Source organism: Amycolatopsis sp. NPDC004747, from assembly GCF_053601335.1.
On record NZ_JBSGBQ010000001.1, the window covers coordinates 135,508 to 152,496 of the forward strand.

General features: G+C 73.2%; 14 protein-coding genes. 8 read left to right on the forward strand and 6 right to left on the reverse strand.

From position 1 onward, the window contains the following. From ACWEGE_RS00565 to ACWEGE_RS00575, 3 genes are read left to right on the forward strand one after another with little or no spacing between them, the layout of a single operon-like run. Entirely contained in the window at window positions 1–2,019 is a 2,019-nt protein-coding gene (locus tag ACWEGE_RS00565) for a bifunctional aldolase/short-chain dehydrogenase (protein WP_449658317.1), read from the forward strand. Between the two features lie 10 nt (window positions 2,020–2,029). Further along, entirely contained in the window at window positions 2,030–3,451 is a 1,422-nt protein-coding gene (locus ACWEGE_RS00570; RefSeq protein WP_449658318.1) for an arabinose isomerase, read from the forward strand. A 5-nt stretch (window positions 3,452–3,456) separates the two neighbouring features. Beyond that, window positions 3,457–4,857, forward strand: a complete 1,401-nt coding sequence (locus ACWEGE_RS00575; RefSeq protein WP_449658675.1) for a rhamnulokinase — start codon at window positions 3,457–3,459, stop codon at window positions 4,855–4,857. 43 nt (window positions 4,858–4,900) lie between these two features. Here ACWEGE_RS00575 and ACWEGE_RS00580 read toward each other — a convergent pair whose 3' ends face one another. The 3 genes from ACWEGE_RS00580 to ACWEGE_RS00590 are packed head-to-tail and all read right to left on the reverse strand — an operon-like array spanning window position 4,901 to window position 6,960. After that, on the reverse strand, window positions 4,901–5,509 hold the full coding sequence (locus ACWEGE_RS00580) for a response regulator transcription factor (protein WP_449658319.1): 609 nt from the start codon (window positions 5,507–5,509) through the stop codon (window positions 4,901–4,903). Then, window positions 5,506–6,567: a sensor histidine kinase gene (locus ACWEGE_RS00585; protein WP_449658320.1), complete on the reverse strand. Its 1,062-nt coding sequence runs from the start codon at window positions 6,565–6,567 to the stop codon at window positions 5,506–5,508. Before ACWEGE_RS00585 ends, ACWEGE_RS00580 begins: the two co-directional genes overlap by 4 nt. Before the next feature lie 9 nt (window positions 6,568–6,576). After that, the gene (locus tag ACWEGE_RS00590) at window positions 6,577–6,960 is read right to left on the reverse strand and encodes a hypothetical protein (protein ID WP_449658321.1); all 384 of its coding nucleotides are present in this window, start codon (window positions 6,958–6,960) and stop codon (window positions 6,577–6,579) included. A 114-nt stretch (window positions 6,961–7,074) separates the two neighbouring features. Here ACWEGE_RS00590 and ACWEGE_RS00595 point away from each other — a divergent pair, with 114 nt between their 5' ends. Together ACWEGE_RS00595 and ACWEGE_RS00600 are read left to right on the forward strand one after the other, a co-directional pair. Beyond that, the gene (locus ACWEGE_RS00595) at window positions 7,075–8,106 is read left to right on the forward strand and encodes a LacI family DNA-binding transcriptional regulator (protein WP_449658322.1); all 1,032 of its coding nucleotides are present in this window, start codon (window positions 7,075–7,077) and stop codon (window positions 8,104–8,106) included. 238 nt (window positions 8,107–8,344) lie between these two features. After that, window positions 8,345–11,569, forward strand: a complete 3,225-nt coding sequence (locus tag ACWEGE_RS00600) for a TIM-barrel domain-containing protein (protein ID WP_449658323.1) — start codon at window positions 8,345–8,347, stop codon at window positions 11,567–11,569. Window positions 11,570–11,632: 63 nt separating this feature from the next. Here the strand turns inward: ACWEGE_RS00600 and ACWEGE_RS00605 are convergent, their stop codons facing one another. Beyond that, window positions 11,633–12,148, reverse strand: a complete 516-nt coding sequence (locus ACWEGE_RS00605; RefSeq protein WP_449658324.1) for a DUF305 domain-containing protein — start codon at window positions 12,146–12,148, stop codon at window positions 11,633–11,635. Continuing rightward, window positions 12,145–13,077, reverse strand: a complete 933-nt coding sequence (locus ACWEGE_RS00610; protein ID WP_449658325.1) for a DUF1996 domain-containing protein — start codon at window positions 13,075–13,077, stop codon at window positions 12,145–12,147. Before ACWEGE_RS00610 ends, ACWEGE_RS00605 begins: the two co-directional genes overlap by 4 nt. A 214-nt stretch (window positions 13,078–13,291) precedes the next feature. Here ACWEGE_RS00610 and ACWEGE_RS00615 point away from each other — a divergent pair, with 214 nt between their 5' ends. Further along, a complete protein-coding gene (locus tag ACWEGE_RS00615) occupies window positions 13,292–15,022 on the forward strand; it encodes a discoidin domain-containing protein (protein ID WP_449658326.1) in 1,731 nt (576 codons plus the stop codon). A 40-nt stretch (window positions 15,023–15,062) separates the two neighbouring features. Here the strand turns inward: ACWEGE_RS00615 and ACWEGE_RS00620 are convergent, their stop codons facing one another. Further along, the gene (locus tag ACWEGE_RS00620; RefSeq protein WP_449658327.1) at window positions 15,063–15,413 is read right to left on the reverse strand and encodes a VOC family protein; all 351 of its coding nucleotides are present in this window, start codon (window positions 15,411–15,413) and stop codon (window positions 15,063–15,065) included. A gap of 86 nt (window positions 15,414–15,499) precedes the next feature. On the opposite strand from ACWEGE_RS00620, the gene ACWEGE_RS00625 reads away from it, so the two are divergent. Then, the gene (locus ACWEGE_RS00625; RefSeq protein ID WP_449658676.1) at window positions 15,500–16,312 is read left to right on the forward strand and encodes a helix-turn-helix transcriptional regulator; all 813 of its coding nucleotides are present in this window, start codon (window positions 15,500–15,502) and stop codon (window positions 16,310–16,312) included. A 224-nt stretch (window positions 16,313–16,536) separates the two neighbouring features. Then, window positions 16,537–16,971 (forward strand): XRE family transcriptional regulator, encoded by a 435-nt coding sequence (locus tag ACWEGE_RS00630; RefSeq protein ID WP_449658328.1) that lies wholly within the window; start codon window positions 16,537–16,539, stop codon window positions 16,969–16,971. The last annotated feature ends 18 nt before the right edge of the window (window positions 16,972–16,989 follow it).

The window sequence follows — 16,989 nt, forward strand, 5'->3', positions numbered from 1 at the left end:
ATGACCGTGCCGGAGCAGCTCATCGCGCGCAGCAACGCGCTCGGGGCCGACCCGCGCAACACCAACTACGCCGGCGGCAACACCTCCGCCAAGGGCGCGGTGACCGACCCGGTCACCGGCTCGCCCACGGACGTCCTGTGGGTCAAGGGCTCCGGCGGCGACCTCGGGACGCTCACCGAAGCCGGGCTCGCGGTGCTGCGGCTGGACCGGCTGCGTGCCCTGGTGAACGTGTACCCGGGTGTCGAGCGCGAGGACGAAATGGTCGCCGCCTTCGACTACTGCCTGCACGGGCGGGGTGGCGCGGCGCCGTCGATCGACACCGCGATGCACGGTCTGGTGGAAGCCCCGCACGTCGACCACCTGCACCCGGACTCGGGGATCGCGCTGGCCACGGCGGCCGACGGCCCGGCGCTGACCAAGGAGTGCTTCGGCGACCGGGTCGCCTGGGTGGACTGGCGGCGGCCCGGGTTCCAGCTGGGGCTGGACATCGCCGCGGTCAAGGCGGCCAACCCGCAGGCCATCGGCGTGATCCTCGGCGGGCACGGCATCACGGCGTGGGGCATGACCTCCGAGGAGTGCGAGCGGAACTCGCTGGAGATCATCCGGACCGCCGAAGAGTTCCTCGCGTCCCGGGGTGCCCCGGAGCCGTTCGGACCGGTCGTCCCCGGTTTCGAAGCGCTCCCCGAAGCCGAGCGGCACGCGCGTGCCGCGGCGCTGGCGCCGGTGATCCGCGGGCTCGCCTCCACCGACCAGCGGGTCGTCGGGCACTACACCGACAGCGACGTCGTGCTCGACTTCCTGGCTCGCGAGAAGCTCGCGCCGCTCGCCGGGCTCGGGACGTCGTGCCCGGACCACTTCCTGCGCACCAAGGTCCGGCCCCTCGTGCTCGACCTGCCCGCGACGGCTCCGGTCGACAATATCCTCGAGCGGCTGAAGGAACTGCATACCGAATACCGTTCGGAGTACGCGGCATACTACGAGCGCCACGCGACCCCGGACTCGCCGCCGATGCGCGGCGCCGACCCGGCGATCGTGCTGGTGCCGGGCGTCGGGATGTTCTCCTTCGGCAAGGACAGGCAGACCGCGCGCGTGGCGGGCGAGTTCTACGTCAACGCGATCAACGTCATGCGCGGCGCCGAAGCCGTCTCGACGTACGCGCCGATCCCGGAAAGCGAGAAGTTCCGGATCGAATACTGGGCCCTCGAAGAGGCGAAGCTGCGGCGGATGCCGGAGCCGAAGCCGCTGGCCGGGCGGATCGCCCTGGTCACGGGCGCGGGTTCGGGCATCGGCAAGGCGATCGCGCAGCGGCTCGCGGCCGAGGGTGCGTGCGTGACGATCGCCGACCTCAACGGCGACGCGGCCGCGGAGGTCGCGGCGGAGATCGGCGGCACCGCCGTCACCGCCGACGTCACCGATGCCGCGGCGGTGCAGGCGGCGGTCGACGCCACCGTGCTCGCGTACGGCGGGATCGACCTGGTGGTCAACAACGCCGGGCTGTCCGTCTCGAAGCCGTTGCTGGAGACCACCGAACAGGACTGGGACCTGCAGCACGACGTCATGGCCAAGGGGTCGTTCCTGGTCGCCCGGGCGGCGGCCAAGGCCATGATCGACCAGGGGATCGGCGGGGACATCGTCTACATTTCGTCGAAGAACTCGGTGTTCGCCGGTCCGAACAACGTCGCCTACGGGGCCGCGAAGGCCGATCAGGCCCACCAGGTCCGGCTGCTGGCCGCGGAGCTGGGTGCCCACGGTATCCGCGTCAACGGCGTCAATCCCGACGGTGTCGTCCAGGGCTCCGGGATCTTCGCCGGCGGCTGGGGTGCCCAGCGGGCCGCCGTCTACGGCGTCGAGGAGGCCAAGCTCGGCGAGTTCTACGCCCAGCGAACCATCCTGAAGCGGGAAGTGCTGCCCGAGCACGTGGCCGCCGCGGTGTTCGCGCTGACCGGCGGCGAGCTGACCCACACCACCGGCCTGCACGTGCCGGTGGACGCCGGGGTGGCCGCGGCGTTCCTGCGCTGAAGGAGGACCGATGACCTTGGCTCGCATCACCCCGCGCCGCACCCGCGTCGGGCTCGTCTCCGGCGGGCTCGGCGCGTACTGGCCGCAGTTCCCGGCGCTGCTGCCCCAGCTGGAGGCGTCCGCCCGGCGGGTCGCTTCGCGGCTGTCCGAACTGGACTGCGAGGTCGTCGACGCCGGGTTCGTCTCGGACGCGGCCGAAGGCGCGGCCGCGGCGGAGAAGCTGCGGGTGGCCGGGTGCGACCTGATCATCGGCTTCCTCACGACGTACCTGACCTCGAGCATGCTGGCCCCGGTCGCGCAGCGCTCGGGCGCACCGGTGCTGCTGCTGAACCTGCAGCCCACCGAGGCGATGGACCACGAGTCCTTCGACACCGGCGCGTGGCTGGCCTACTGCGGTGCCTGCCCGCTGCCGGAAATGGCCGGCACTTTCCGGCGGCTGGGCGTCGAGTTCCGCTCGGTGTCCGGGTACCTGGAGGACCCGCGGGCGTGGACGCGGATCGAGCGCTGGATCAAGGCCGCGGGGGTCCGCGCGGCGCTGCGCCACGGCCGGCACGGCCTGCTCGGGCACCTCTACCCGGGCATGATGGACGTCGCCACCGACCCGACGCTGGTGTCGGCCCAGCTCGGCGGGCACGTCGAGATCCTGGAGGTCGACGACCTGCGGGTGCGCGTGGAGAAGGTCACCGACGACGAGACCGCCGCGCGGGTCGCGCTCGCGCGCGAGGTGTTCACTGTGGACGAGTCCGTTGTGGACGAGGACTTCGCTTGGGGCGCCCGGGTTTCGGTGGCCCTCGACCGGCTCGTCGACGACTTCTCGCTCGACTCGCTCGCCTACTACCACCGCGGCCTCGACGGCGAGACGCACGAGCGCGTCGGCGCCGGGTTCATCCTCGGCGCGTCCCTGCTCACCGCCCGCGGCATCCCGGCCGTCGGCGAGTACGAGCTGCGGACGTCGCTGGCCATGCTGGTCATGGACCGGCTCGGCGCGGGCGGCTCGTTCACCGAGCTGCAGGCGCTGAACTTCCGCGACGGCGTGGTCGAAATGGGCCACGACGGGCCGGCGCACCTCGGCATCAGCGCCCGCAAGCCGCTGCTGCGCGGCCTGGGTGTCTACCACGGCAAGCGCGGCTGGGGCGTGTCGGTGGAGTTCGACGTCAAGCACGGGCCGGTGACGCTGTGCGGGCTCGGCCAGCGCCGCGACGGGACGTTCACGCTGATCGCGTCGGAAGGCACGGTGGTGCCGGGGCCGCTGCTGCGGATCGGCAACACGACCTCCCGCGTCGACTTCGGGTGCGACCCGGGGGAGTGGACCGACGCCTGGTCGGCCGGCGGCGTCGCGCACCACTGGGCGCTGGGGACCGGCCACCGCGTCGCCGAGCTGACCGCGGTCGCGGACCTGCTCGGCCTCCAGCTGACGGTGGTGCGCCCGTGAAGCGGGTGGCGGCCGTCGACCTCGGCGCGTCCAGCGGGCGCGTGATGGCCGGGACGGTGGGGCCGTCGAGGCTGGCCGTCGAGCAGGTGCGGCGCTTCCCGAACGGCGGCGTCCGCGCGGGGCCGGTGCTGTACTGGGACATCCTGGGCCTGTACCGCGAGACGCTCGCCGGGATCCGCGAAGCCGGGCGGCTGGACGGGGTCGGCATCGACTCCTGGGCCGTCGACTACGGGCTCCTGGACGACCGCGGCGCGCTGCTGGGCAACCCGGTCCACTACCGCGACTCCCGCACCGACGGCGTGCCCGCCGCGGTGGCCGGTCTCGTGTCCGCACGCTCGCTCTACGACGTGACGGGACTGCAGCGGCTGCCGTTCAACACGCTCTACCAGCTGGTGTCCGAAGGCGACCGCCTCGAGTCGGCGTCGACCATGCTCCTCATCCCCGACCTGCTGAACCACTGGCTGACGGGCTCGATCGGCGCCGAGCGGACCAACGCGTCGACGACCCAGCTGTACGACGTCCGCGCGCGGACCTGGGCCACTTCGCTGGCTTCGAAGGTCGGCATCCCGCCGCGGCTGCTGCCGCCGCTGCGCGACCCGGGAACGGTGGTGGGCACGGCCGGCGAGCTGGCCGGCCTGCCGGTGGTGGCGGTCGGTTCGCACGACACGGCGTCGGCGGTGGTCGCGGTGCCCGCGTCACCGGGGACGAACTTCGCCTACATCTCGTCGGGCACGTGGTCGCTGGCCGGCCTCGAACTTTCCACGCCGGTCCTGACCGACGAGGCGTTGGCGGCGAACTTCACGAACGAAGGTGGCGTCGACGGCACCATCCGGTTCCTGCGCAACGTGATGGGCCTGTGGGTGCTGTCGGAGACGCTGCGCACCTGGTCGTGCCCGGAAGAACTGCCGGCGCTGCTCGCGGCGGCGGCTTCGGCACCCGCGCTGGCCGCGGTGGTGGACATCGACGCACCCGCGTTCCTGCCCCCGGGCGACATGCCGTCCCGGCTGGCGGACGCCTGCCGCGCGACGGGCCAGCGCCCGCCGTCCGGCCGGGCGGCGGTGGTCCGCTGCATCGTGGACAGCCTGGCACTGGCGCACCGCCGCACGATCCACGAGGCGGCCCGCCTGACGGGCCGGAGCGTCGACGCGATCCACCTGGTGGGCGGCGGAGCCCGCAACGAGCTGCTGTGCCAGTCGACGGCGGACGCGTGCGGGGTCCCGGTCCTGGCGGGCCCGGTCGAAGCGGCGGCGCTGGGCAACGTACTGGTCCAGGCCCGGGCGCTGGGGGAGGACCTGCCGGACCTGGCGGCGATGCGCGCGCTGGTGCGCGAGACGCAGGAGATCCGCCGCTACGAGCCGTCGGGAACCGCCGACTGGGCGGCGGCCGAGGCCCGGCTGCACGACTGAGCCGGCCGCCGCCACCAAGCTCGCGGACCTGCTCGGTCCGGCGCTACAGCCAGCCGCGCTCGTCCGCGATCCGCACCGCTTCCACCCGGTTGCGGGCGCCGGTCTTGGCGATCGCCGCGGACACGTAGTTGCGCACCGTTCCCTCCGACAGGTATAGCCGCGAAGCGATTTCCGCGATCGTCGCCCCCGTCCGGGCCGTGATGAGCACGTCGCGCTCGCGGGCGGTCAGCGGCGATTCGCCCGCCGCCAGCGTGGCCACCGCCAGCGCCGGGTCGACCACCCGCTCACCCGCGCGGACCCGGCGGATCGCGTCGGCGAGCACGTCGGCCGGGGCGTCCTTCACCACGAACCCGGCCGCGCCCGCCTCCATCGCGCGGCGCAGGTAGCCCGCGCGGCCGAACGTCGTCAGCATCACCACGCGGCAGTCCGGCACCTGCGCGGCCAGCACCGCCGCGGCCGCCAGCCCGTCCAGGCCCGGCATCTCGATGTCGAGCAGCGCGACGTCGGGGCGGTGCTCGCGCGCCGCCGCGACGACCTCGTCCCCGCGGCCCACCGACGCCACCACCTCGAAGTCGTCCTCGAGCGCGAGCAGCGCGCACAACGCTTCCCGGACCAGCGCCTGGTCGTCGGCGAGCAGCAACCGGATCGTCACACCGTCACCCGCAGCCGCCACCCGTGCGGGCGCACCGGCCCCGCCGAAAAGTCCCCGCCGGCCGCCAGGACGCGCTCGCGCAGCCCGTCGAGCCCGGAACCGCCGCCCGCGGTCCCGCCAATGCCGTCGTCGACGACCTCCACCGTGGACGCCGAGAGGGTCACCGCGCACCGGCTCGCCCGCGCGTGCCTGGCCACGTTGGTGAGCCCCTCCCGCACCACCCACCCGAACAGCTCCTGGTGCGCCGGGCCGACGACGTCGGTGGCCCTCGGCAGGTCCGCGGCGACCCCGCACGCCCGCAGCAGCTCGCGGCCGCGGGCGAGCTCGCCGGTGAGCGTCACCTCGTGGGAGCCCGACACGGCCGCGCGGACGTCGGCCAGCGCCTGCCGCGCCAGGGTCTCGACGGCCGCCATCTCCTCGCCCGCGCGGGCGGCCTCCGCCGGCACCAGCCGCCGGGCCAGGGTGCTCTTCACCGTGATCGCGGTGAGCGAGTGCCCGAGCAGGTCGTGCAGGTCCCGCGCGATCCGGGCGCGTTCGGCCTCGGAGGCCAGCCGCGCCACCTCCGCGCGGGCCTCGACGAGCGCCGTGTTGGCCCGGATCGCCTCGGCGAACACCGAAACCACGAGCACGGTGAACACGAGCGCGACCGCCTGCGTCCACGCCGGCCCGCCCGGCCACGGCGCGGCGAGGGCCGCGAGCACGGCCGCGGCCACCAGCCCGATCCCGACGCCGCGCGGGAGCCTCGGCACGGCGAGGGAAAGGACGACGGCGGCGAGGAAGAAGGCGTCCGCCTGGGCGAACGGGATCGCGACGGCGAACAGCACGGCGCAGCCGCCGACCAGCAGCCAGAACGGCCGCACGGCCCGGCGGGCCGCCGCGGCCGCGGCGAGCAGGTACCCGACGGCGAAGGCGGCCACGACCAGGCAACCCGCGAAGGCGTTCGCGGAATGCTGCAGCACGCCCGCCGCGGTCACGGCCGGGTAGACGAGCATCCCGGCGTCGAGCAGCCGCAGCCGCCAGCCGCGCACCCAGCGCTGCACGTCCCGCGATCGGTCCACACCGGCACGCTACCGGGCCCGGAGCGATCGGCCGTTGACGAGCGCGGTCACCCCGAGCAGGAGGAGCCCGCAGACGGCTTGTTCGAGCCGCAGCCACAGCGGGAACAGTCCCGGCAGCACGACGATGACGGCGATCGCGACCAGCATCACCGCGGAGACGATCCGCAGCCGCAAGAGGCCCTTGCGCGAGCCGCGGGCCGCGCTGCGGGCGAAGGCGAACGTCAGCAGCGAGCTGGCGACGACGATGGTGGCCCGCACCCAGACCGCGTCGGTCACCAGCGCGGGGTGGTTCCGGAACAGGACGATCACGACGAAGGTGAGCGCGGAGAGCGCGGCGTACGCGCCGGTCAGCAGCAGCACCGGCCGGAAGCCGGCGGTTTCGGTTCTGGTCATGCCGAAATGCTGGCCGCGTGGGCCGGCGGCGGGCAGTGCCGTCCCGCACCGGCCGCCCGTGACATTTGTCAGCGGTGCTGGGAGAGCGCTCTCACAGCGTGCTACAAAAGACGGGTGACGACGCAGCCGCCCACCCTGGAGGACGTCGCGCGGGTCGCCGGGGTCTCGCGCGCCACGGTGTCCCGTGTGGTGAACAGCGTGCGCAACGTGGATCCGAAGCTGCGCGAGACGGTCGAACGCGCCATCGCCGACACCGGGTACGTCCCGAACCGGGCGGCCCGCTCGCTGGTCACCCGGCGTACCGGCGGGATCGCGCTAGTCGTGTCCGAACCGGAGCGGCACGTCGAGGCGTTCACCGGCGGCGTGTTCGGCGACCCGTTCTTCGGCCGGGTCGTCGAAGGCGTGGTCGCGCACCTGCGTCCGCAGGGGCTGCACCCGCTGCTGATGCTCGTCGACAGCGACGAAGAGCGCGAAAAGCTGGTGCCGAAGCTGCGCCAGGAGCAGGTGAGCGGGGTGCTGCTGATTTCGCTGCACCCGGCGGAGGACCCGCTCCCGCGCGTGCTGACCGGCGCGGGCGTGCCCACGGCGTTGTTCGCGCGGCCGGCCCGGCCGGCGCCGGTCTGCTACGTCGACGTCGCCCACCAGGACGGCGCCCGGCTCGCCGCCGAGAGGCTCGTCTCGCGCGGTTGCCGCCGGGTCGCGACGATCGCGGGCCCGGGGGGCACCCCGGCGGGGCAGGACCGGCTGGCCGGGTTCCGCGACGCGATGGCCCGCCACGGCCACGCGTACGTCGCGGTCGCCGAGGGCGACTTCACCGAGCACGGCGGCGAACGGGCGATGGAGCGCCTGCTGGCCGAGGACCCCGCGCTCGACGGGCTCTTCGTGGCGAACGACCTGATGGCGTACGGCGCGCTGACCGTGCTGCGCGAGGCGGGCAAGCGGGTCCCGGACGACGTGGCGGTCATCGGCTTCGACGACAGCCGGGTCGCGCTCAGCTGCCGCCCCCGCCTCACGACGGTCCGCCAGCCGGTCGAGGAGATGGGCGCGACGATGGCCCGCATGGTGCTCGACCGCATGGCCGACCCGTCGCTGCGCGCGGAGTCGGTGATCTTCGACCCGGAGCTGGTGGTCCGCGACTCGGCCTGAGCGCCGGGTTCGGAAACACGTGCCGCGCCGCGACGACGGCGAGCTCGACACCGCGACGGCGGTTCGGCCACTCCATCGCGGACGGACCGAGCCCCGGGAGCAGATCGACGGCGTGACCGGCCGCTGATCTGTCCGGGACAAGTTGCCCCCGGTGGTCTGGACATCGGCCGATTTGCTGTGCTCAGCTTTCCAACGTTGTAACGCCGCCGAGTCCCCTTCACCGGAACGGAGTTCCGCCGTGCGGACCAGAACAGCGAGAACCATCCGGCGGGCCTGCGCGCTCGCCGTCGCCGGGGTCGCCGCCGCGGGGGTGACCGTCGCGACGCCCGCCGTGGCCGGGCCCGCGCGCCAGACCGTCGCCGCCGGAAACGCCCGCTTCCAGGTGCTGTCCCCGACGCTGATCCGCACCGAGTACGCGGGCGACGGCCGGTTCACCGACGCCGCCACCTTCAACGCCGTCGGCCGCGGTGCCTTCACCCCGACGTCCTACACCAGCACGGTCGCCAACGGCGTGCTGACGATCCGGACCAGCGCGACGACCCTGACCTACCGGCTGAACTCCGGCCCGTTCGACGGCGGCAACCTCGAAATCCGCACGAACGCGGGGCCGACATCGGTCCTCGCGGCCCCCTGGCACCACCTGACCTGCACGGCGGGCGCCCGGTGCGAGGCCGAAGACCTCACGGCCGACGGGCTCGGCGTCGCCACCGACCACTCCGGCTACACCGGCGAAGGCTTCCTCGCGGGCTTCGAGAGCACCGGGAACTCGGTGACGGCGGACGTCCTCGCGCCCACCGCGGGGACCTACGCGCTGACCGCCCGCTACGCCAACGCCACCGGAGGCGACGGCCAGCACGTCACGCGTACCCTGAGCGTCTCGGTCGACGGCGGCGCGGCGCAGAAGCTGAACCTGCCCGCCACGGCCGACTGGGACACCTGGGCACTCGCCTCGGTCCCGATCACCCTCGGCGCCGGCCACCACAGCGTCCGCGTCGAACGGACCGCGGCCGACTCCGGCAACGTCAACCTCGACGGGCTGGCGGTCCTGGCCGCGGGTGCGGCGTTCCCGCCGTCGTCGGCGCGGGCGATCACCGGCTGCCCGGCCGGGGTGAGCTGCGAGGCCGAAGCCGGGCTGCGGACCGGTTCCGCCGTCGTGGCGACCGATCACTCCGGGTACGCCGGGCGCGGGTTCGTCGCCGAGCTCAACCGCGGCTCGACGCTGACCCACCGGGTCGCCGACGTCCCGGCCGACGGCACGTACCTGCTCTACGTCCGTTACGCCAACGGCACCGGCGGCGACGGCCGGCACGAGACGCGCACGGCCGCCGTCGCCGCGAACGGCGTCACCCGCACCCTGTCCCTGCCGGTCACCGACGGCTGGGACGCCTGGAAGAGCGCGTCCGTGCCGGTCGACCTCAAGGCGGGCACGAACGACGTCGTCCTCGGCTGCCCCGACGACCTCAGCTGCCACGTGAACGTCGACACCGTCGCCGTCACCCCGGCCGGGGGCACGGCGCCCCCGCCGCACCTCGCGCTCGGCGGCTACCGGCGCGGCCTCGACGGGGTGAACGGCGACAACGGCTGGCCGTCGATCACCGAAGGGCTGCTGCACCAGGACGGCTGGTACCTGCTCGACGACACCCCCTCGGCGCTGTACGACACGCGCACGCGCGCGGTGACGCAGCGGCCGTCGCACGGCGGGAACCCCTACCAGGACGGCTACCTCTTCGCCTTCGGCCACGACTACAAAGCCGGGCTGCGCGACCTGGCCACCCTGACCGGGCCGCCGCAGCTGCTGCCGCGCTGGGCCTACGGCGTCTGGTACTCGGAGTACATCGACCGCACCGCGGCCGACTACCGCGACAAGATCCTGCCCCGCTTCCGCAGCGAAGGCGTGCCGCTGGACGTCCTGGTCACCGACACCGACTTCAAGGCACCGGACACCTGGAACGGCTGGCAGTTCGACACCGCCAAGTTCCCCGACCCGGCCGGCTTCTTCGCCTGGTCGAAGGCGCAGGGGCTGCACAACAACCTCAACATCCACCCCAGCATCATGGGTTCGGACCCGCAGTTCGCCCGCGCCCAGGCGACGGCGAAGGGCAAGCTGGCCAAGTCGAACTGCGGCAGCGACTGCTACGTCTTCGACTGGGGCGACCCGGACCAGCTCAAGGCCTACCTCGACCTGCACGCCGGGATGATGCAGCAGGGCAACGACTTCTGGTGGCTCGACTGGTGCTGCGACGCCTCCCGCTCGAGCCTGCCCGGCGTGACGCCGGACGCCTGGATCAACCAGCAGTACGCCGACCTCGCCGCCCCGGCGACCGGCCGCGGGTTCGTCATCTCGCGGGCGTACGGGTCGTTGCAGGCGGGCGGCTACGGCGGCCCGACCGGGCTGGCGACCGGGCCGTGGGCGGACAAGCGCAGCACGCTGCACTTCACCGGCGACACGTCGTCGACGTGGGGAACGCTGCGGATGGAGGTCGGCATCACGCCGGCCGAATCGGCGGCGACCGGCATGTCGGCGATCAGCCACGACATCGGCGGCCACAACGACACGACCGGCCTGCGCGGCAGCGAGACCTACACCTCGGGCGGGCAGCAGCGCCAGACCTTCAAGCTGCCGGACGACCTGTACGCGCGGTGGGTGCAGCTGGCCACGTTCCAGCCGATCGACCGCCTGCACAGCAACCACAGCGACCGCCTGCCCTGGCAGTACGGCGACGCGGCGAAGGCGTCGGCGACGAAGTTCCTGAACCTGCGCGAAAACCTGGTGCCCTACACCTACACGCTGGCGCAGGAAGCGGCGACGACGGGCGTCCCGGTGGTGCGCCCGACGTACCTGGAGTACCCGGAGGAGCCGGCCGCGTACGCGGCGGCCCAGAGCGAGTACTTCTACGGGCCGGACATGCTGGTCGCGCCGGTGACCTCGCCGGGGACGTCGGCGACGACGTCGGTGTGGTTCCCGCCGGGGCAGTGGACGGACTACTTCTCCGGCAAGACGTACGCGGGCGGGACGACCCAGCAGGTGACGTCCGACCTGGGGACGATGCCGGTGTTCCTGCGTGCGGGCGGCATCGCGGTCACCCGGACGGCCGATGTGCCCAACGACGTCCAGAACCCGCTGAACCGGGCCACGGTCACCGTGGCACCGGGCGGCTCGGGGTCGTTCTCGCTGTACGAGGACGACGGCGTTTCGTCGTCGCGGTCGGCGTCGACGAAGATCACCTACAGCGAGTGCGCCGGGGCGCACACGGTGACGGTGGCGCCCGCGGAGGGCGCCTACCGGGTGGCCCCACGTGAGTGGACGGTGAAGTTCGTCGGTGTCACGTCGGCACCGAACCGGGTGAAGGTGGGCAACGGCTGGGCGCCCTCGTCGGCGTGGAAGTGGGACGCGGCGACGCAGACGCTGACGGTGACCGCGCCGGCCCGGCCGGGACGAGCTCCGGTGACCGTCACGTATTGACCCCCGGTGGGCGGAGCCGGAAATGCCGCCGGGGCCACGGTTCGCCCGTGGCCCCGGCGGTTCTCACGGGAACAGCCCGGTTTCCCGGGCGCCCTCGGCGCCGGCCTCCCGCGCCAGCTCGCGGGTCTCCGCGTCCGCGCCGTTCGCCTGTTCGCCGCCGGCGAGCACGACGAGCTGAGCGGCGTGCGCCCGCAGCAAGGCGACCAGCCGCCGGTCGAACCCGGCGTCCCGGTCGCTCCGCAGCGCCACCAGGTCCGCCGCGGTGACCATGCCCGGCATCCGATGTCCACTGTGGACGTCGGTCGCCGGCAGCCCGGCCCGGTCGCGGGCCGCCCGGAGGCGCACCAGCAGCCGTTCCTGCGGCCCGGCGACGGTCCCGGCCGCCGAGCGGACCGCTGGGCTCCCGGTGTGCTCCGGGGCCAGGCGGGCCGCCGCCAGCGCGTTCTCCGTCATCGGCACCACCAGCTGCAGCCAGGCGATGTCGGTGGGGTTGAACGGCGTGGGGGCGGGGCCGGTGGTGGCGCAACCGCCCATGATCAGCGCCACCACCGCCGCCGCCCCCGGGAGCAGCCGTCTCACGGACGGCCGGGCAGCCGGTAGTTCGGCCCGAGCACGCTGCCGCGGTCGGGCTTGTACAGGTCGAACCCGCGCGGGTCGCACTGCAGGCCGCCGTTGATGCAGTGCTTCACCAGCGCCGCCAGGGTTTCCGGGTCCCACGCGTTGAAGAAGTCGTAGTGCCACGAGTACCCGCGCCCGCTGGCCAGGTGCACGCCGGACATGTCGCCGCTGACCGGGAAGGCCATCTTGAACTCCAGCATCGGCACGGCCACCGGGTGGTCGGCCGGGCAGGTCAGCGTCGCCCGGTCCGGGTAGGCCAGGTGGCTCTTGTGGTCGGCCGAATCCAGGTGGACGCCGTCCCAGCAGCTCGGCGCCTGGTAGCGGATGTTGAGCTGGCTGCCGGCGACGCAGTTCACCGGGATGTCCCAGTTGTGGAAGCTGTCACCGCACTCCCAGCCTTCGATCGCGCCGGGCGCGTGCTGGAACTCGTCCTGCGTCGCGGTGACGCTCCCGGCCACGTACCGCAGCCCGGGCGGGAAGGGCACCACCTTGGTGTAGTCGAGGATGCCGGACTTGTAGTAGACGACCTGCGCGAAGTTCGGCAGCACCACCTGGTTGCCGTTGTAGACGGTCGGGAACCAGTACGCGGACAGGTCGTCCGGGGCCAGGCAGGTCGTGTTGCCGACACCCGCGGCCTGCAGGGACTGGGTCGTGCTGGCCGCGTTCGTGGTCTTGTTGCCCAGGAACGTGTGGTCGTGCGACGCGCCGGGCAGCCCGGGGAAGACGATCGGGTCGTCCGGCTGGTGGTGACTCGGGGAGCAGTTGACCTGGAACTCGTGGTGGGTCACCAGGTCGTCGGCTCCGGCGGGCGACCAGGTGGCCGCGGTCAGGAAGGCGCCTGCCAGCACGGTGGCGGCGGTGCAGGCGAGGAGCGCGGCTTTCGTTGCCAAGGGTCCTCCACGGTGAGGGTGCCAAGGATGGGAGAGCGCTCTCCCGCAGCATGCGCCGCCCGCCGCGGCTCTGTCAAGGAGTACCCGATTCGGCCGCCGGACAGTCATTGTCGAGTTCGTCAGCGGTTCTTGACAACGCGAGGGCCGGTGCCGAACCATCGGTCCTGCCGGAGAGCGCTCTCCAACCGTCGTCCCCTCGCGTACGGGAGTCATCGTGGACCGAACGTCGCTGCTCCGTGCTGTTCCGGCTCTGGCGGCCCTGCTGATTTCCGGGCTGCTCGCGCCCCCGGCCGCCGCGTTGCGGGACGGTCCCGGCGTCACCCGGGTGACCGGCACGCAGGGCAGCTGGCAGCTCACCGTGGACGGGACACCGTGGCTCGTGAAGGGGCTCACCTGGGGACCGCCGGTGGGCGAAGCGGCCGCGCGGATGCCCGAACTGCACGCGATCGGCGTCAACACCGTCCGGACCTGGGGTACCGACGGCACGACCCAGCCGCTGCTCGACGCCGCCGCGGCCAACGGCATCAAGGTCATCAGCGGCTTCTGGCTGCAACCCGGCGGCGGCCCGGGCAGTGGCGGCTGCGTCGACTACACCACGGACACGAACTACAAGAACACGATGCTCACGCAGATCCGGCAGTGGGTCACCGCGTACCGCACCCACCCCGGCGTGCTGCTGTGGAACGTCGGCAACGAGTCGATCCTGGGCATGCAGAACTGCTACTCCGGCGCCCAGCTGGAGCAGGAGCGCATCGCCTACACGCGGTTCGTCGACGAGGCGGCGCGCGCGATCCACGCGATCGACGCGAACCACCCGGTCACCTCGACCGACGCCTGGACCGGCGCGTGGCCGTACTACCAGGCGTACGCACCGAGCCTCGACCTGTACGCGGTGAACTCCTACGCCCACGTCTGCCAGGTGAAGCAGGACTGGCTCGCGGGCGGCTACACGAAGCCGTACATCATCACCGAGACCGGCCCGGCCGGCGAGTGGGAGGTGCCGGCCGACGGCAACGGCGTGCCCGCCGAACCGACCGACCAGCAGAAGCGCGACGGCTACGGCAACGCCTGGAACTGCGTGCTGGCCCACCCCGGCGTGGCCCTCGGGTCCACCCTTTTCCACTACGGCACGGAGGGCGACTTCGGCGGCGTCTGGTTCAACATCACCACGGGCGGCGAGAAACGGCTCTCCTGGTACGCCGTCCGCAGGCTCTACAGCGGACAGACCGGCGGCAACACGCCGCCGGTGATCGCGTCGATGAACCTCGGCCGGGTCACCGACGTCCCGGCGGGCGGCACCTTCACGGTGACGGCCGGGGTGTCCGATCCGGACGGTGACCCGATCACCTACACCATGGGCTACAACAGCAAGTACCTCGACAACGCCTCGGGGCTGATCCCGGCGTCGTTCACCGGGACCGGCCCGTTCACCGTGACCGCGCCGCGGCAGCCGGGCGTCTGGAAGCTCTACCTCTACGCCAGGGACGGCCACGGCAACGTCGGCATCGAGACGCGCTCGCTGCGGGTCGTCGCCCCACCGGTGCCGGGCACGAACCTGGCGCGTGGCGCCGCGACCACGGCGTCGACGTACCAGGCCGACGGGGACGGCGCGCCCTACCTGCCGCAGCTGGCCACCGACGGCAACGGCGCGACGCGGTGGGCGAGCGCGTGGAGCGACCCGCAGTGGCTGCAGGTGGACCTGGGCCGCAGCCAGGCGTTCGACCACGTCCAGCTGGTGTGGGAAGCCGCGTTCGGCAGGGCCTACGAGATCCGGGTGAGCGACGACGGGGCGAACTGGCGCACGGTGGCCGCGACGACGTCCGGCGATGGCGGCGTCGACGATCTCGCGGTCTCGGCCACCGGGCGGTACGTACGCGTGTACGGCACCCAGCGCGGCACGGGCTACGGCTACTCGCTGTACGAATTCGGCGTCTACCGCTCGTGACGGTGGCCCCTCGGTGCCTCGCCGAGGGGCCACCGCGGCATCACCCCTCGGCGAGGCAGAACAGGTGCCCTTCGGGGTCCTGCAGGACGATCCAGTCGCCGCCGCCGGGCTGGAAGTCCGGCTTGGTGGCACCGAGCGCCACGAACTCTTCGACGGCGACGGCGAGGTCGCCGACCTTGAGGTCGAGGTGGGCGTGCTTGGCGGCGTCCGGCCAGGCGGGGCCGCGGTAGCCCGCGACGCGCTGGAAGCCGAGGCCGACCGGGCCGCCGCCGAGCTGGACGGTGTCGTCGTCGGTGTGGGTGACTTCCCAGCCGAGCGCCTTGGCGTAGAAGGCGGCGAGCGCGGCCGGGTCGGCGCAGTCGAGGACGACGGTGGTGAGTTCTGCGGGCACGGTGGCTCCTTCGTGGGCGTTTCGGTTGTGCGGCAGCCTGCCCGCCGCCCCGGGGCGGGGTCTTGAAGATCCTTGCGGCCCGGAAACTGTCGGATCCCCGGCGTACCGTCCGGATCGTGCTCGAAGCAGTCGAGATCGCGGCCCGTCCGGGGTACGCGGTGAACGTGGTCCGGTGCGCCGACGACCACACCGGCTGGTCGGCGGCGGAGGTGTCGGCCGGCCACCGGATGGTGCTCGTGCGCCGCGGCCGGTTCCGGCGTCGCGTCCGCGGCGTGGTCGCGGACGCCGACCCGACGGCGGCCTACCTCGCCCGGCCGGGCGAGGAAGAACGCTTCGCGCACCCGGCCGGCGGAGACGTCTGCACTTCGGTGGAGTTCGGCGCGCGGTTGTGGCGCCGGCTCACGGGGGACCGGGTGCTGCCCTCGACCGTGTACGTCGACGCCGCCCTCGAGCTCGCCCACCGGCGCTTGGCCGCCGCCACGGCGGATCCGGACTACGCGCTGGCGGAACAGCTCCTGGTGCTGGTGGGCGGCGCGATCGCCCAGGCGGTCCCGGTGTCGTCGGCGCGCTCGGACGACCGCGCGGTGGTGGCTCGCGCGCGAGAGGCGATGGTGGCGGACGACCCGGCGGCGGCCGGGCTGTTCCCGCTGGCGGAGGCGCTGGGGGTGTCGCCGTACCGGTTGAGCCGGGCGTTCCCGCGGGAGGTCGGTGTTTCGCTGACCCGCTACCGCAACCGGGTGCGGGTGAGCCGGGCCCTCGAGCGGCTGGAAGCGGGGGAGCGGGAGCTCGCGGTGCTCGCGGCGGACCTCGGGTTCGCCGACCAGGCGCACCTGACCCGGACGGTGCGCGAGCACGCCGGCGTGCCGCCGGGCGCGGTGCGCCGGCTGCTGGGGCGGTGAGGCCGGAGGAGAAGAGAAGGGGCGGCGCGGCGGGTGGGGTTAGGCGCGTGGCCACCCCCAGCGGCCACGTGAGTCACCCGCGGGCCGCTGCGCCACCCCGGGCCGGTGTCACGTTTCCGAAACACCGAGCAGGAGTATCGTAGTCTTTCCGGTACAGGCTGTGTCAAGTTTTCGGGACAGCTACGCTGGCCGGTGTCACGTTTCATGTCTGCGGGTGGTGTGTGGTGAGCGAAGAGCGCAGTTTCGCCGAACGGCTGGCGCACCTGATCGCGACCGTGCACCCGCCGGACCGCAAGCCCTACTCCTACCGGGAGATCGCGCACGGCGTCGCCGAGCAGACCGGCGTCACGATGTCGGCCACCCACGTCCAGCAGCTCGCCGTCGGTGCGCGCAAGGACCCGAAGCGCTCGCACATCCAGGCGCTCGCCCAGTTCTTCGGCGTGCCGGTGACGTACTTCTTCGACGACCAGGTCGCCGGTCAGGTCGACCGGCAGGTCGAAGCGGTCGTGGCGTGGCGGGACAGCGAGGCGCGGAACCTGGCGCAGCGGGCCATGCAGCTCTCGCCGCGCGACCGCGAAACCGTGACGGCCCTGCTCGATCAGCTCAGCAGCTACGACGACACCCGGCGTCGCGCCGGACGACGGCGGAAGCCGGAGTGACGGCGGCCGCCTCGGCTA

Coding starts and splice junctions, on each gene's coding strand:
- ACWEGE_RS00570 (WP_449658318.1), top strand. CDS start 2,030: ATGACCTTGGCTCGCATCACCCCGCGCCGCACCCGCGTCGGGCTCGTC.
- ACWEGE_RS00565 (WP_449658317.1), top strand. CDS start 1: ATGACCGTGCCGGAGCAGCTCATCGCGCGCAGCAACGCGCTCGGGGCC.
- ACWEGE_RS00590 (WP_449658321.1), bottom strand. CDS start 6,960: ATGACCAGAACCGAAACCGCCGGCTTCCGGCCGGTGCTGCTGCTGACC.